The sequence below is a fragment of the Pseudaestuariivita sp. genome (assembly GCF_052825805.1).
This window is the reverse complement of the sequence record NZ_JBRBVB010000001.1, coordinates 118,106-133,072: the sequence shown is the minus strand read 5'-3', so window position 1 is coordinate 133,072 and position 14,967 is coordinate 118,106. Positions and strand designations below refer to the sequence as shown.

17 protein-coding genes are annotated in these 14,967 nt (G+C 64.8%); 14 read left to right on the top strand and 3 right to left on the bottom strand.

Annotated features, from left to right (window positions below):
- Positions 1–184 precede the first annotated feature (184 nt).
- The 9 genes from pyk (at position 185) to ACU0B3_RS00625 (ending at position 8,938) form a co-directional block, all read left to right on the top strand.
- Positions 185–1,630, top strand: coding sequence for a pyruvate kinase (pyk, locus tag ACU0B3_RS00665; protein ID WP_446258873.1), 1,446 nt, complete (start codon positions 185–187; stop codon positions 1,628–1,630).
- A 32-nt stretch (positions 1,631–1,662) separates the two neighbouring features.
- On the top strand, positions 1,663–1,890 hold the full coding sequence (locus ACU0B3_RS00660; protein WP_446258872.1) for a hypothetical protein: 228 nt from the start codon (positions 1,663–1,665) through the stop codon (positions 1,888–1,890).
- 163 nt (positions 1,891–2,053) lie between these two features.
- Entirely contained in the window at positions 2,054–2,254 is a 201-nt protein-coding gene (rpmI, locus tag ACU0B3_RS00655) for a 50S ribosomal protein L35 (RefSeq protein WP_446258871.1), read from the top strand.
- A gap of 21 nt (positions 2,255–2,275) precedes the next feature.
- Positions 2,276–2,641, top strand: a complete 366-nt coding sequence (rplT, locus tag ACU0B3_RS00650; protein WP_446258870.1) for a 50S ribosomal protein L20 — start codon at positions 2,276–2,278, stop codon at positions 2,639–2,641.
- Positions 2,642–2,799: 158 nt separating this feature from the next.
- The gene (gene pheS, locus ACU0B3_RS00645) at positions 2,800–3,873 is read left to right on the top strand and encodes a phenylalanine--tRNA ligase subunit alpha (RefSeq protein WP_446258869.1); all 1,074 of its coding nucleotides are present in this window, start codon (positions 2,800–2,802) and stop codon (positions 3,871–3,873) included.
- 114 nt (positions 3,874–3,987) lie between these two features.
- Positions 3,988–4,767 carry an alpha/beta hydrolase family esterase gene (locus ACU0B3_RS00640; RefSeq protein ID WP_446258868.1) on the top strand — a complete coding sequence of 260 codons (780 nt, stop codon included), beginning with the start codon at positions 3,988–3,990 and terminating at the stop codon, positions 4,765–4,767.
- Between the two features lie 122 nt (positions 4,768–4,889).
- Positions 4,890–5,825: a dimethylarginine dimethylaminohydrolase family protein gene (locus ACU0B3_RS00635; RefSeq protein WP_446258867.1), complete on the top strand. Its 936-nt coding sequence runs from the start codon at positions 4,890–4,892 to the stop codon at positions 5,823–5,825.
- Between the two features lie 225 nt (positions 5,826–6,050).
- On the top strand, positions 6,051–8,444 hold the full coding sequence (gene pheT, locus ACU0B3_RS00630; RefSeq protein WP_446258866.1) for a phenylalanine--tRNA ligase subunit beta: 2,394 nt from the start codon (positions 6,051–6,053) through the stop codon (positions 8,442–8,444).
- A gap of 44 nt (positions 8,445–8,488) precedes the next feature.
- Positions 8,489–8,938, top strand: a complete 450-nt coding sequence (locus tag ACU0B3_RS00625; protein ID WP_446258958.1) for a YtoQ family protein — start codon at positions 8,489–8,491, stop codon at positions 8,936–8,938.
- Between the two features lie 122 nt (positions 8,939–9,060).
- Here ACU0B3_RS00625 and ACU0B3_RS00620 read toward each other — a convergent pair whose 3' ends face one another.
- The gene (locus ACU0B3_RS00620; RefSeq protein ID WP_446258865.1) at positions 9,061–9,756 is read right to left on the bottom strand and encodes a glutathione S-transferase family protein; all 696 of its coding nucleotides are present in this window, start codon (positions 9,754–9,756) and stop codon (positions 9,061–9,063) included.
- Between the two features lie 150 nt (positions 9,757–9,906).
- On the opposite strand from ACU0B3_RS00620, the gene mscL reads away from it, so the two are divergent.
- Positions 9,907–10,338 carry a large conductance mechanosensitive channel protein MscL gene (mscL, locus tag ACU0B3_RS00615; RefSeq protein ID WP_446258864.1) on the top strand — a complete coding sequence of 144 codons (432 nt, stop codon included), beginning with the start codon at positions 9,907–9,909 and terminating at the stop codon, positions 10,336–10,338.
- 96 nt (positions 10,339–10,434) lie between these two features.
- On the top strand, positions 10,435–10,896 hold the full coding sequence (locus ACU0B3_RS00610; protein ID WP_446258863.1) for an Lrp/AsnC family transcriptional regulator: 462 nt from the start codon (positions 10,435–10,437) through the stop codon (positions 10,894–10,896).
- Between the two features lie 314 nt (positions 10,897–11,210).
- On the opposite strand, the gene rpsU is transcribed toward ACU0B3_RS00610, so the two are convergent.
- Positions 11,211–11,417 (bottom strand): 30S ribosomal protein S21, encoded by a 207-nt coding sequence (gene rpsU, locus ACU0B3_RS00605; protein WP_005614280.1) that lies wholly within the window; start codon positions 11,415–11,417, stop codon positions 11,211–11,213.
- A gap of 122 nt (positions 11,418–11,539) precedes the next feature.
- On the opposite strand from rpsU, the gene ACU0B3_RS00600 reads away from it, so the two are divergent.
- From ACU0B3_RS00600 to ACU0B3_RS00590, 3 genes are read left to right on the top strand one after another with little or no spacing between them, the layout of a single operon-like run.
- Positions 11,540–12,238 carry a COQ9 family protein gene (locus tag ACU0B3_RS00600; protein WP_446258862.1) on the top strand — a complete coding sequence of 233 codons (699 nt, stop codon included), beginning with the start codon at positions 11,540–11,542 and terminating at the stop codon, positions 12,236–12,238.
- A 60-nt stretch (positions 12,239–12,298) separates the two neighbouring features.
- Positions 12,299–13,291 (top strand): NAD(P)H-quinone oxidoreductase, encoded by a 993-nt coding sequence (locus ACU0B3_RS00595; RefSeq protein ID WP_446258861.1) that lies wholly within the window; start codon positions 12,299–12,301, stop codon positions 13,289–13,291.
- 11 nt (positions 13,292–13,302) lie between these two features.
- Positions 13,303–14,280: a quinone oxidoreductase family protein gene (locus ACU0B3_RS00590; RefSeq protein ID WP_446258860.1), complete on the top strand. Its 978-nt coding sequence runs from the start codon at positions 13,303–13,305 to the stop codon at positions 14,278–14,280.
- Here ACU0B3_RS00590 and ACU0B3_RS00585 read toward each other — a convergent pair.
- Complete coding sequence (locus tag ACU0B3_RS00585; protein ID WP_446258859.1) at positions 14,277–14,912, bottom strand: hypothetical protein; 636 nt, start codon at positions 14,910–14,912, stop codon at positions 14,277–14,279. The two genes, ACU0B3_RS00590 and ACU0B3_RS00585, sit on opposite strands and share 4 nt — an antisense overlap.
- Positions 14,913–14,967 lie beyond the last annotated feature (55 nt).

Sequence of the window (14,967 nt, the reverse complement as noted above, 5' to 3'; positions counted from 1 at the left end):
CGGGTCGACGCCTGCTTAGCCTGTTGCCGCAGCTGCGAAAACAGGCAATAAGCGCCGCGACTTTGTTAGCGGTAACGCAAGCTTGGGCTTTCACACCCGGCTCTCTTGGACTTCCCCCAGCCTGCCGCTACAACCCGGGGCAACCAGGCACTCCCGCTGCCAGTCCCTAGACCGGAGACGCGCCATGAAACGCAATCGCAACATCAAGATCGTCGCGACCCTCGGGCCATCCTCGAGCGACTATGCCATGATCCGCGCACTGCACGAGGCGGGGGCGGATGTCTTTCGCCTCAACATGAGCCACGGCAGCCACGACGAGATCGCCGAGCGCCACAAGATCATCCGCAAGATCGAAGAGGACGTGGGCACGCCCATCGCCATCCTCGCCGACCTGCAGGGGCCAAAGCTGCGCGTGGGGGAGTTCGACCAGGGCAGCTACGATCTGCAGGACGGTGCGCCGTTCCGGCTCGACCTCGATGAGACGCCGGGCGATGCGACGCGCGTGTGCCTGCCGCATCCCGAGATCTTCGCGGCGCTCGAGCCGGGCTCGACGCTGCTGGTGAACGACGGGAAGATCCGCCTCAAGGTCACGGCCTGCGGCGCCGACTTCGCCGATTGCGCGGTGGTCGCGGGCGGGGAGATCTCCAACCGCAAGGGCGTGAACGTGCCCGACGTGGTGCTGCCGCTCGCGGCGCTCTCGGACAAGGACCGCAAGGACCTGGAATTCGTCTGCGAGCTGGGAGTGGACTGGCTGGCGCTGTCGTTCGTGCAGCGCGTGGCGGACGTGCGCGAGGCGCGCGACCTCTGCAACGGGCGCGCCGCGATCCTGTCCAAGATCGAGAAGCCCGCCGCCGTCACGGCCTTTGACGAGATCCTCGCCGAATCGGACGGGATCATGGTGGCGCGCGGGGATCTGGGCGTCGAGCTGCCGGTGCAGAACGTGCCGCCGATCCAGAAACGTCTGGTGCGCAAGTGCCGCGCTGCAGCCAAGCCGGTGATCGTCGCGACCCAGATGCTCGAATCGATGATCGAAAGCCCCATGCCGACGCGCGCCGAAGTCTCGGACGTGTCGGGCGCGATCTACGAGGGCGCGGACGCGATCATGCTCTCGGCGGAATCGGCGGCGGGCCAGTTCCCGATCGAGGCCGTGACCACGATGAACAACGTCGCCGTCGAGGTTGAGAACGACCCGACCTACCGCGAGGTGATCGAGGCGTCGCGCACCGCCACCCGCTCGAGCGTGGCTGACGGGATTGTCGCCGCCGCGCGCGAGATCGCGGAGACGACGGACATCAAGGCGATCTGCTGTTACACGCAAAGCGGCGGGACGGCGCTCCTCATTGCGCGCGAACGGCCGCGCGTGCCGATCCTCGCGCTCAGCTCCGAGCTTGGCACGGCGCGGCGGCTGGCGCTCAGCTGGGGGACCGATTGCCGGCTGGCCGGCTCCCTCGACCGGTTCAAGATGGCCGTCGTGACCGCGGCACGCGCCGCCCGCGATGGAGGCTATGCCACGCCCGAGGAACAGATCGTCGTCACCGCCGGTGTGCCGTTCAACCAATCGGGCACGACGAACATCCTGCGCGTGGCGCCCTGCGACGAGCGTTTGATCTACAATGCCGACCCGGAGTAGCGTGAGGCCAGCAGCAACGCGGAGGCGCCCCGATGACCCTTGATCCCGATATCGCGCTGGTGATCGGCCTGGTGCTGGGGGTCTTCTCCTTGCCGGCGCTGGTCACGGCCTTTGCCGAGGCGCGCGCGCCCAAGGTGGCGGTGCTGACGATCCTGATCTCGGGCGGGCTCATCGCCTTTGCGCTGGTCACGAACCCGGGCGCCTACTCGCTGCAGAACATCCCCAACGTCTTTGTCGAGGTGATCGCGCGGTTCATCTGACACGGGCGCGACTGAAATGAGGCGCCGGGCGCGGCCTGTCCCGCACGTGCCTTTGCGCTTGCCTTTGATCGCGACCTGCGCGATACGGCGCGCTCTATCTCGTGGGACCGGCCCAAGTGGCATGCCGAGTCGCACGTTCACCGTACCTGCAAAGGAGCCGGAAATGCCCAAGATGAAGACCAAGTCGAGCTGCAAGAAGCGGTTCAAGGTGACCGCCAGTGGCAAGGTCAAGGCCGGTCAGGCCGGCAAGCGCCACGGCATGATCAAGCGCACCAACAAATTCATTCGCAACGCCCGTGGCACCACCGTGCTCAGCGAGCCTGATGCAAAGATCATCAAGGGCATGATGCCCTACGCCCGCTAAGCGAGAAGGAGGACCACAGACATGGCACGCGTTAAAGGTGGGACAGTAACCCACGCCCGTCACAAGAAAATCACCTCCCAGGCCAAAGGGTACTATGGCCGTCGCAAGAACACCTTCAAGGTGGCGACGCAGGCGGTGGACAAGGCCAACCAATACGCCACGCGCGACCGCAAGGCGCGCAAGCGCTCGTTCCGGGCGCTGTGGATCCAGCGGATCAACGCCGCCGTGCGCGCGCATGACGAGGGGCTGACGTATTCGCGGTTCATCAACGGTCTGGCGCTCGCCGGGATCGAAGTGGACCGCAAGGTGCTCGCCGACCTCGCCGTGCACGAGCCGCAGGCGTTCAACGCCATCGTGGATCAGGCGAAAGCCGCACTGCCCTCGTAAGGCCAAAGGCTTTGGAAGTTTGAAGGCCGCGCCCCCGGGTGCGGCTTTTGTTTTTTCTTGGGGGGCTTTTTGAGGGGGCGGTGGGTGCAAGCACCCACCCTACTTGCGCTTCGCCCCTCGTGTGATACCTCGCGATCAACTGGCGAAAGGGTGCTCCGATGGACGACCTCAAGGCAAAATACCTGGCTCTGATCGGGGATGCGGCGGACGAGGCCGCGCTCGAGACGCTGCGCGTGGAGGCCATCGGCAAGAAGGGCGAGATCAGCCTCAAGATGCGCGAGCTGGGCAAGATGACGCCCGAGGAGCGTCAAGTGGCCGGGCCTGCTTTGAACGCCTTGAAAGGCGAGATCACCTCGGCACTGGCGGCCAAGAAGGCGTCGCTGGCCGATGCGGCTCTGGACGCGCGGTTGCGGGATGAATGGCTCGACGTGACGCTGCCGGGGCGGGAGCGGCCTGCAGGCTCGATCCACCCGATCAGCCAGGTCACCGAAGAGATCACCGCGATCTTTGCCGACATGGGCTTTGCCGTCGCCGAAGGTCCGCAGGTCGACAGCGACTGGTACAACTTCGACGCTTTGAACATTCCCGGTCACCACCCTGCGCGCGCGGAGATGGACACGTTTTACATGCACCGCAACGAAGGCGACAACCGCCCGCCGCATGTGCTGCGCACGCACACCTCGCCGGTGCAAGTCCGGCACATGGAGGCGCATGGCGCGCCTTGCCGGATCATTGCGCCGGGGCGGGTCTATCGCGCGGATTACGACCAGACGCACACGCCGATGTTCCACCAGATCGAGGGGCTGGCGATCGACCGCGGCATCTCGATGGCGAACCTCAAGTGGTGCCTCGAAGAGTTTGCGGCCGCCTTCTTCGAAGTCGACCAAATCGAGGTTCGGTTCCGCGCCAGCCACTTCCCCTTCACCGAGCCGTCCGCGGAGATCGACTTTCGCTGCTCCTGGGAGGATGGCAAGTTGAAGCTTGGCGAGGGCGATGACTGGCTCGAGGCTGGTGGCTCGGGCATGGTGCATCCCAATGTGCTGAAGAACTCCGGCATCAACCCGAACGCGTGGCAGGGCTTTGCCTTTGGGCTCGGGATCGACCGGCTGGCGATGCTGAAATACGGCATCCCCGACCTGCGGGCGTTTTTCGACAGCGATCTGCGGTGGCTGCGCCATTACGGCTTTGTGCCACTCGACACGCCGACGCTGCATGGTGGTCTGAGCCGTTAGGTGTCGGGATGGGTGCAAGCACCCATCCTACGGGGCGGTGTGTAGGATGGGTGCTTGCACCCATGCCCACGGGCTTGTGATGTCGTGATGCGCTTGGGTCAGGTAGACCAAGGCATGCGCATTGTCATGGTCCTATTGCTTCTTCTGCCGCTTCGCGCGTTTGCGTGCACCGGGCAGACCGCTTGCAGCCTGCCGGAAGGCAGCTACCACGTGCGGGAGCCGGACGGGTGGGACGGTGTCACGCCGCTTCCCGTACTCCTGCATTTTCACGGCTGGCAGCGTCAGGGCACGCTGATCGTGAACCACGCGCGGATTGCCGGGCACACGCGGCGGCGCGGCGTTTTGCTGATTGCGCCAAACGGGCCGGGGCGCAGCTGGGATTGGTGGAACCGGGAGACGGACAACATCGCTTTTGCGCGAGCGGTGCTCGATGATGTCGCGGCACGGTACCCGGTGGACCAGGACAGGATTTACGTGTCGGGATATTCCTGGGGCGGCGCGATGGCCTGGCGCTTTGTCTGCGCGGATGGGGCGGATGTGGCGGCGCTATTGGCGATTTCGGGCACTTTGGATCAGGATAAAGAGTGCGACACACACCCAAGGGAGGTGCGGCATGTACATGGGCTTTCGGACACGGTGATGGCGTATCCGGGCCGGGGCTCCGGGGATCTTGCCTATCCGGTTTCTCTTTGGCGGGAGCTTATGGGGTGTGATGAAGGCTCTCAGCCGAAGCCTTGGCAGGCGGTGTCGTGGCTGTCTTTTGAGCGGACCTCTTGGGACTGCGACAGAGGGCGGGTGGTGCTTGATCGGCATCCGGGTGGGCACTTCATCCCGCACGGCTGGATCGGGTGGCAGCTGGATCAGCTCATGGGACGGGTGCCGACCTATCCTTGAACGTTGTGTTGGTTGTGCCTGCGGGACGCTCCGCGGGAGGTATTTGGGCACCAGAGAAGACAGGGGACGTGCCCGGTTGACCTTTGTGGTGACAGCGGTGAGCGTGGGGCAGGAGGTGCTTCATGGCGGACAGTGTTCAGGTCGATCAGTTTTCCTTCAAAGCGCGGCGTGAGGGAGGCGGGACGCCGCAGCTCAATCAGTGGGGGGCGACGTCGGATTACGGGACTCTGAGGTCGGTGCTGCTCGGGCCAATTGAGAATTATCGTTGGCTGAAGACGTCGTCGCTGTCGAAAAAGACTTTGCGCCGCGGGGTGCAGTTTGATCCGGCGGTGGCGCGGGCGCAGCATAGGGAGATGGTGTCGGCCTATGAGAGTGCCGGGGTGGAGGTGCACACGCATGCGCCCGATCCGCATTTGCCCTACCAAGTCTATGCGCGGGACAGTTCGGTGATGACGCCTTTTGGCGCGATCATCACGCATATGGCGCAGTATTGGCGCCGCGGGGAGAATATCCGGGCGATCGAGACGTATCAGCGGCTGGGCATCCCGATCTACGACGTGGTGACGGTGGGGACATTCGAGGGCGGCGACTTCAATGTGATCGAGCCGGGCAGTGTGCTGATCGGCTGGGAGGGACCTGAGGGGCGCTCGATGGAGGAGGGGGCGCGGCAGGTGGCGGGCTGGATGGAGGCCGAGGGCTGGGAGGTCAAGCTTGCCGACATTGATCCCTACTACGTGCATATCGACCTCATGGTGGTGATGCTGGCGCATAAGCTGGCCGCCGTTTGCCTCGATTGTACGGACCCGGAGATCGTGGACTGGCTCAAGGGGAAGGGGATCGAGATCGTCGATGTGCCTTTCCGCGAGACCATGGCTTTGGGCTGCAACGTGGTGGCGCTGGGCGAGGACCGGGTGCTGCTGCCTGCAGGGTCAAAGACGCTGAAGGCCAAGCTCAAGGCGCTGGGGTTCACCATCTACGATCCTGAGCTTGGGATGATCACGCAGGGCGGGGGCGGCGTGCATTGCATGTGCCAGAGCTTGGTGCGGGATCCGGTTTAGGTCTCTGCTTCAAGCTGCCTTGGAGGTCCCAGATCAGGCCCGGGGCGGGTGCCAAAGGGTTTGTTGCAGGGCATGTAGATGGGTGATGCTGTGAACGTTCTATCCAGTGCTCTGAGCTAGAGCGTTTCGTTGGACCTTGCCGTCGCCTAGACCACCCGCCGACCCCTTCCCCCTCTGCCTGCGATCCGCTAAACGGCGCGGGCACACGCGCAGAGGACGGGGCTGATGAAATTCACGCTGAGCTGGCTCAAGACGCATCTGGAGACCGAGGCTTCGGTCGATGAGATCGCCGAGGCACTGACGGACCTGGGGCTGGAGGTCGAGGAGATATCGAACCCGGCCGCGCGGCTGAGCGACTTTACCATCGGCAAGGTGCTGAGCGCCGAAAAGCACCCCGAGGCGGACCGTCTGAAGGTGTGCCAGGTGATGACCGATGAGGGCGAGACGCAGATCATTTGCGGCGCTCCGAACGCGCGGGAGGGGATCACGGTCGTGATCGCCAAGCCGGGCGTCTATGTGCCGGGCATCGACACCACCATCGGCGTGGGCAAGATCCGCGGCATCGAGAGCTTTGGCATGATGTGCTCGGAGCGGGAGATGGAGCTGTCGGACGAGCACGACGGGATCATCGAGCTGCCGTCTGGTGAGGTGGGGGAGCGGTTCATCGACTGGCTGGCAGCGCACGACCCGGCCAAGGTGGACCCGGTGATCGAGATCGCGATCACGCCGAACCGGCCCGATGCCTTGGGCGTCGAAGGGATTGCGCGCGACCTTGCGGCGCGGGGCCTTGGGCGCAAGATCGAGCGCCCGGTCGAGCCTGTGGCGGCGAGCTGGCAGAGCGATCTGACGGTCACCATCGACGGGGATACGCTCGATGGCTGTCCGGTGTTCTGCGGGCGCGTGATCCGGGGGGTCAAGAACGGGCCGTCGCCGCAATGGCTGCAGGATCAGCTGCGGGCGATCGGGCTGCGTCCGATCTCGTTCCTGGTGGACGTGACGAACTTTTTCACCTTTGACCGCAACCGTCCGCTGCACGTCTTTGACCTCGCTAAGGTGAAGGGCAACCTGCGGGTGCACCGTGCGACGGGGGGCGAGACGCTCGTGGCGCTCGATGACAAGGAATACGCGCTGCAGCCGGGGCAGATGGTGATCTCGGACGAAGCAGGTCCGGAGAGTATCGCCGGGATCATGGGCGGTGCGGAGACAGGCTGTTCGGAGGAGACGACGGATGTGTTCGTCGAGAGTGCCTACTGGAACCCGATCCAGATCGCTTATGCGGGGCGCGCGCTCAAGATCAACTCGGACGCAAGGTATCGGTTCGAACGGGGTGTCGACCCGGCCTTCACCCCGGTGGGTCTCGAGCATGCCGTGCGGATGATCGTCGATCACGCCGGAGGTGAGGCGAGCCAGCTGATCCAGGCGGGCGCGGTGCCGGACACGGCGCGCAGCTACACGCTGAACCCCGCGCGGGTGCAGAGCCTTGTGGGCATGGACATCCCCGAAAGCGAGCAGCGCCAGACGCTGACGGCGCTGGGCTTCCGGCTTGAGGGCAACCAGGCGCATGTGCCGTCCTGGCGGCCCGACGTGCTGGGGGAGGCGGACCTCGTCGAGGAGGTCGCGCGCGTGGCGTCGCTGACCAAACTGCAAGGTCGTCCGCTGCCGCGCACCAGTGGCGTGAACCGCCCGATCATGACGCCGATGCAGCGCCGGGCGCAGATGGCGCGGCGCACGGTGGCGGCATTGGGGTACAACGAGTGTGTCACGTATTCCTTCATCGACAAGGCGGCGGCTGCGCTCTTTGGCGGGGGCGATGATGCGACGATGCTCGCCAACCCGATCTCCTCGGAGATGAGCTATCTGCGGCCCTCGCTCTTGCCCGGCCTCCTGCAAGCGGCAGCGCGCAATCAGGCGCGGGGCTTTGGCAATGTCGCGCTCTTCGAGGTGGGGGACACCTTCGCGGGCGGAGAGCCGGGTGAACAGGCGATGCGCGTTGTGGGCGTGCGGATCGGGGCGACCGGTCCCAAGGATGTGCACGGCGCCGCGCGACCAGTTGATGTCTATGATGCCAAGGCGGATGCCGAAGCCGTGCTGGCCAGCCTCGGTGCGCCGGCCAAGACGCAAGTTCTGCGCGGGGGCGAAGGGTGGTGGCACCCGGGCCGTCATGGCCGCATCTGCCTTGGCCCGAAAAAGGAGCTGGCGGTCTTTGGCGAGCTGCACCCCAAGGTGCTGCAAGCGCTCGACGTGAAGGGACCCGCGGTCGCGTTTGTCGTCGATCCAGCAGCAATCCCGATGCCGAAGAAGGCAAGCGCCACCCGCGCCGCCCTTGACCTCAAGGACTTGCAGGCGGTGGAGCGGGACTTCGCCTTTGTCGTCGGCGCGGATGTCGAGGCGCTGACGCTGGTGAACGCGGCGCAAGGCGCGGACAAGGCGCTGATCGAAGAGGTGCGCGTCTTTGACGAGTTCATCGGCGGCAGCCTCGGCGAAGGACAAAAGAGCCTCGCCGTGACCGTGCGCCTGCAACCCAAAGACGCGACCCTCACCGAGACCGACATCGAGGCGGTCAGTGCCAAGATCGTCGAGAAGGTGACCAAGGCGACGGGTGGCACTCTGCGCGGATAAGGTTAAGTGGGATGGGTGAAATCACCCATCCTACGGACCTTCCCATGACCTACCGCGTTTACCTTTCCGGCGAAATCCACACCTCCTGGCGCGAGGACATCATCGCCGCCTGCGACGGGCTCGATGTGGCGTTCTCGGCGCCGGTGACCGACCACGCCGCGTCAGACGATTGCGGCGTGGCGATCCTGGGCGCGGAGGAGAACAAGTATTGGCACGACCACAAGGGCGCGATGGTCAACGCCATCCGCACCCGCAAGGAGATCGCGGAGGCCGACGTGGTGGTGGTCCGCTTCGGGGAAAAGTACCGCCAGTGGAATGCGGCCTTTGACGCCGGCTATGCGGCGGCGCTGAGCAAGTCGCTGATCATCCTGCAGATGCCCGAGCATGATCATGCGTTGAAAGAGGTGGACGCTGCGGCTCTGGCTGTTGCACGTGAGCCTGCGCAGGTGGCGGAGATCTTGCGCTATGCTTTGACTGGCAAGCTGCCCGGGTAGCGCCGTCTGATTAACTATTTTACGGCACTGCCCACCTTACAGGTCCATGAATAGATCGCTGGTAAGGCGGGCAGTGCCGCTGCCTTAGGCGTAGGATGGGTGCTTGCACCCATCCATCAAGGTCAGTCGCGCGGCGGGGTCACCAGACCCGTTTGCACCGCAGGACGTTCGAGGAACCGGTCGAGATAGGCCACCAACGCCGGGTGATCTTCCCAGCCAACCGCTTCCTTCGCGCCATAAAAGTCGAGCGCGCGCAGCCACGGCGCAATCGCCATATCGGCAATCGAATAGTCTCCGGCGATCCACTCGCGGTCCTGCATTTGCCCTTCGAGCACACCGAGCAGGCGTTTCGCCTCGCCGACGTACCGCTCCTGAGGACGCTTGTCCTCCCACTGCGATCCGGCGAACTTCCAGAAAAACCCAAGCTGCCCCAGCATCGGACCCAGCCCACCCATCTGGAACATCAGCCACTGCGTGACTTCGGCCTTGTTGGCCGCCGAGGTCCCGCCGAACTGGCCCGACTTTTCCGCAAGGTAAAGCAGGATCGCACCCGATTCCCACAGCGCCAGCGGCCCGTCCGGGCCATCAGGGTCGAGGATCGCGGGGATCTTGTTGTTGGGGTTCAGAGACAGGAATTCGGTGCTTTTCACATCCGCATCCGCCAGCGTGACCTTGTGCGCCTCGTAGGGGATCTGCATCTCCTCCAGCGCGATCGAGACCTTTACCCCGTTCGGCGTCGGAAAGGAAAAGAGCTGCAGCTTGCTTGGATCGGAGGCCGGCCATTTCGACAGGATGGGAAAGTCTTGGGCAGAAAGCATGCAGAGGTCCTCTTTGAAGTCTGTGATGGGATAGATAGGCCACTTTTCCCCTGATTTCCGGCGAAGTTTGGTGCAAATGCGCCTATCGTGATGTGCACGAAGGCACCGAAGAGTGCCGTATCGGAACAACTGACACACAAGGGAACCAGAATGCTGAACGAATTCAAGGATTTCATCGCCAAGGGCAATGTCATGGACATGGCCGTCGGCATCATCATCGGCGCCGCCTTCACCGCGATCGTGACCTCGCTGGTGGGCGATCTGATCAACCCGATCATCGGGCTTTTCACCGGCGGCGTGGATTTCACCAACAATTACTTTGTGCTGGCGGGCGACGTGCCGGCGGGCGCCAGCCTCGAGGCCGCGCGCGAGACGGGTGCGTCGATCTTTGCCTACGGCGCCTTCATCATGGCGGTGATCAACTTTTTGATCATCGCGTTTGTGGTGTTCATGCTGGTCAAACAGGTCAACCGGATCAAGGCGATGGCCGAAAAGCCCGAAGAGGTCGCGCCCGAGGTCGAAAGCGGCCCGTCCGAGCTGGACGTGCTGCTCGAGATCCGCGACCAGCTGGCGCGGCAGTAAGGTCGCGCAGGTGTTGCGGTTTCAACGCTGACACCTCAGTCTCGACCGGATACCCTTCGCAGGATTGACGCATCTTGCGAAGGGCCTCCCACAGAAATGTCCCTCGACACAACAGATCGCCGCATCCTCGAGGTGCTGCAAAAGACCGGCCGCATCAGCAATGCCGATCTTGCCGACCGCATTGCGCTCAGCGCCTCGGCCTGTCACCGCCGCGTGCAGCGGCTGGAGGCGGACGGGTATATCAGCGATTACGTGGCCCTGCTCGACCCGCGCAAGATGAACGTGCCGACGACCGTTTTCGTGGAAATCCGGCTCTCGGGGCAGGCCGACGAAGTGCTCGACAGCTTCGAGAAGGCGGTCTCGCGCATCCCCGACGTGCTCGAGTGCCATCTGATGGCGGGCACGGCTGATTACCTGCTCAAGGTTGTGGCCGAGGACACCGAAGATTTTGCCCGCATCCACCGCCAGTTTCTGGCCCGCCTGCCGGGGGTGCTTCAGATGCAGAGCTCATTCGCGCTGCGGACGGTGTTCAAGACGACGGCGCTGCCGGTGGGGTGACGATTCTGAGGGAGGCACATCGGCGGGCCCTGGACCGGCGATCCGACGGTCTTTCTATGCACCTTTATGTCTGCCATGCCCGGACGACTATCGAGCGGCGCGCCCAGCTTAACCAAATCGCCGGGCCGTCATGCCGGAGGCATGCCGATTACGAGTGGCGCACCTTTGGTGCGACGGAGGGCCCGTCGATGTGCGGCGGCTTCGCCTTGATTCCGCACAGTGAAAAAGCTCAACCGAGGCAAACCCGACCCCAAAAGAAAAAGGCCCCCGCAGCGCAGGAGCCTCTCAAAATCAGCCAATTCGGCACACCAGGCTCAGAGGAGCCCTTCGCGCTGTGCCTTTTTCCGGGCGAGCTTGCGCGCGCGGCGGATGGCTTCGGCCTTTTCCCGGGCTTTCTTCTCGGAGGGCTTCTCGAAATGCTGCTTGAGCTTCATTTCCCGAAACACACCCTCGCGCTGAAGTTTCTTCTTCAACGCGCGAAGCGCCTGGTCGACGTTGTTGTCGCGAACCGATACCTGCATGTGGTGTCACCACCTTTCTAGGTTAGATTGCAAAAAGTGCAGGAGGTGGCCGTATAACAAGGCCCCCCTATGTTGTCCAGCGACGCAGCAACCACGCTTTTGACACCTGCCAGGAGACCCAAATGACCGCTCATATCGAGACCGTGCGCATCGCTCTTCTAGAAGCCGCCCTGCCGCATGTCGCCTTTGACGGCTGGACCGAGGCCACGTTCGAGGCCGCGATCAGGGACAGCGATGTGGAGCCTTCGGTGGCGCGTTCCGTCTGTCCGCGCGGCGCGCTCGACCTCGCGATTGCCTACCACAAGGCGGGCGACGCGGCGATGGTGGCGGCCTACAAACGGGCCGACACAGGCAGCCTCAAGATACGCGAGAAAGTCACGCTGGGCGTGCGTCTCAGGATCGAGGCGATCACCGACCGCGAGGCCGTACGCCGCGGCACGACGCTCTTTGCGCTGCAGCAAAACGCCGCCGACGGGGCGCAGTTGGTCTGGGGGACGGCGGACACGATCTGGACCACGATTGGCGACACGTCGAACGACGTGAACTGGTACACCAAACGCGCGATCCTGTCGGGGGTCTACGGCTCGACGGTGCTCTTTTGGCTGGGCGATGACAGCGAGGGCGCTAAGGCGACCTGGGAGTTCCTCGACCGGCGGATCGAGAACGTGATGCAGATCGAAAAGGTCAAGGCGCAGGTGAATGGGAACCCGATCGCCAAGCGTCTGCTGACAGTGCCGAACATGCTCCTGAGCCAGATCAAGGCGCCGGCGATGATGCCGCCCGCCGACCTGCCGGGGCAGTTTACGAACCCCGAGCGCTAACTGCTTGCGCCGACTGGCGCTTTGGCGCCAGGATGCCGCCCGAATGTCAGGGAGGGGCTTATGACCAGCGAGATGCGCGCCGTCGAAATCACCGCAGCGGGCGGGCCGGAGGTGCTGAAGCCTACCACGCGTCCTATCCCGGAACCCGCGGCGGGAGAGCTGCGCATCCGTGTGGCCTTCGCCGGGGTGAATCGCCCGGATGCCTTGCAGCGCGCGGGCCTCTACGCGCCTCCCCCCAACGCCAGTGATTTGCCCGGGCTCGAGGCCGCGGGCTGGGTCGATGCGGTTGGACCCGGTGTTTCCGGCTGGGCGGTGGGCGACAAGGTCTGCGGCCTTCTCCCGGGTGGAGGCTATGCCGAGCATGTCACGACCCCCGCCGCCCATTGCCTGCCGGTGCCTGAAGGGCTCAGCCTGCGGGAGGCGGCGTGCCTTCCAGAGACGTACTTCACCGTCTGGACCAATGTCTTTGACCGGGGGGGATTGCAGGCCGGCGAACGCTTTCTCGTGCACGGCGGCTCCTCCGGGATCGGCACGACGGCCATCCAACTCGCGAGCGCCTTTGGCGCGCGGGTCTTTGCCACGGCAGGCTCGGATGCCAAGTGCCAAGTCTGCACCGACCTCGGCGCCGAAGCCATCAACTACCGCAATGAAGACTTCGTCGGAGTGCTCAAGCACGCAGGCGGCGCCGATCTGATCCTCGACATGGTTGGCGGCAGCTATCTGCCGCGCAACATCAAGGCGCTCGCCGATGACGGACGGCTCGTGCAGATCGCCTTCCTGCAGGGGCCGAAGGTCGAGGCGATGAACTTTGTCCAGGTGATGACCCGCCGCCTGACGATCACCGGCTCGACCCTGCGCCCGCAGTCGGACCTGGCCAAGGCGCGCATCGCCGCCGCGCTCAAAGAGCACGTCTGGCCACTGATCGCCGCTGGCCGCGTGGGTCCGGTCATGGACCAGACCTTTGCCCTGGCGGACGCCGCCGCCGCGCACACGCGGATGGAGGCGGGCGGTCACATTGGCAAGATCGTGCTCGACGTGGCGGGCGACGCATAAGGAGACGCAACATGGTCAAAGCTGCACAGATTTCCGCCACGGGCGGGCCGGACGCCTTTGAGATCGTCGACGTGAGCGTGGGCGATCCCGGTCCTGGCGAGGTGCGCATCGCGCATAAGGCGATCGGGCTTAACTTCATCGACGTCTACATGCGCACCGGGCTTTACCCGCTGGAGCTGCCGCATGTGCTGGGGATGGAGGCGGCTGGCATCATCGAGGCCGTGGGAGAGGGCGTCACCCACCTCAAGGAAGGCGACCGCGCGGCCTACGCCTCCACCCCGCCGGGCGCCTATGCCGAGGCGCGGGTGATGCCCGCCGCGCAAGTCTGCCCGCTGCCCGATGCGGTGCCATTCGATGTGGCGGCGGCGATGATGCTCAAGGGGATGACGACGGAGTACCTCTTTCACCGCACGCATCCGCTGAGCAAAGGCGACACGGTCCTCTTTCACGCCGCCGCCGGGGGCGTGGGGCTGATCGCCTGCCAATGGGCGCGCTCGGAGGGCATCCGCCTCATCGGCACCGCCGGCACGGACGAGAAATGCGCGCTGGCGCGTGAGCATGGCGCGTCGGAGTGCGTCAACTACCGCTCTACGCCTGACTTCGCCCCCGTCGTGCGCGAGATGACGGGCGGAGTGGGCGTCGAAGCGGTGATGGACGGCGTGGGGAAGGACACGTTCGACGGCTCGCTCGACTCGCTCCGCACGTTTGGCATGCTCATGTCCTTCGGCAATGCGTCCGGCCCGGTGCCGCCGTTCAACCTCGGCATCCTCGGACCCAAGGGCTCGCTCAAGGTCACACGCCCGACGCTCTTTACCCACACCGCCGATCACGCAACCTGTCAGGCCATGGCGCAGCGCCTCTTTGACAAGGTCGCGGCGGGCGACGTGTCGCTCCGCATCGACCAGCGCTTTGCGCTTGCCGACATCGCCGCCGCCCACACGGCCCTCGAGGCGCGCCAGACCACCGGCAGCACGGTGATCGAGCTTTAGGCCGGCAGACCCTCCCGTGTCGCGAGTGGACCGGCGTCGCGCGCGTCCGGCAAAGCGCCGTGGCGCAGCGCGGCCTCATAGATGACAAAGCCGACTTGCGGCTCGAGCAGCATCATCAGCGCCGCCGTGCGCCCCGAGACCCGCGTGACGCCGCCCATCCCAATCCGCCGCAAGAAGGCGCGAATGCCGACGCTGCAGAGCGGTGAGGCGTCCGCATCAGCGATCAAGACGTCGAACCGGACGCTGCCAAGCAGCAGCCTGCGCGAGAGCCGGCGCACTTCGTCCCAACGCGATCGCACTTCGCGGCGACGGTCCAGTGCGGCACCGGCCTGTTCGAACGCGGCAAAGGGATCGGCGGCTGTGGCGTGATACGCCTTGGCCTTGCCCTCGCGGGAGACGAGCCACAGGAGTTGGCCGTCCCGGGTAATGCCGCGCTCGGCGCGCATCGTGCCGCAGTCGGAGGTCACGACATTGCCGGTGTCGACCCACATCTTGACCCAGTTCTCGGAGTGGATCACGAGCGTGTCGGTGCCCGAGAGGATCTCGCGCTCGATCAGGGACATCATCTGTCGTTCACGTGCAAGGGTGCTGCGGACGCGGGCGTCCTGCAGCGAATGGCTGCGGTGCGTCATGGAAAAGCTCCATCAAATGAGCGGCGGGAAAAAGCGCCGCAAAGGTGAAAATCAA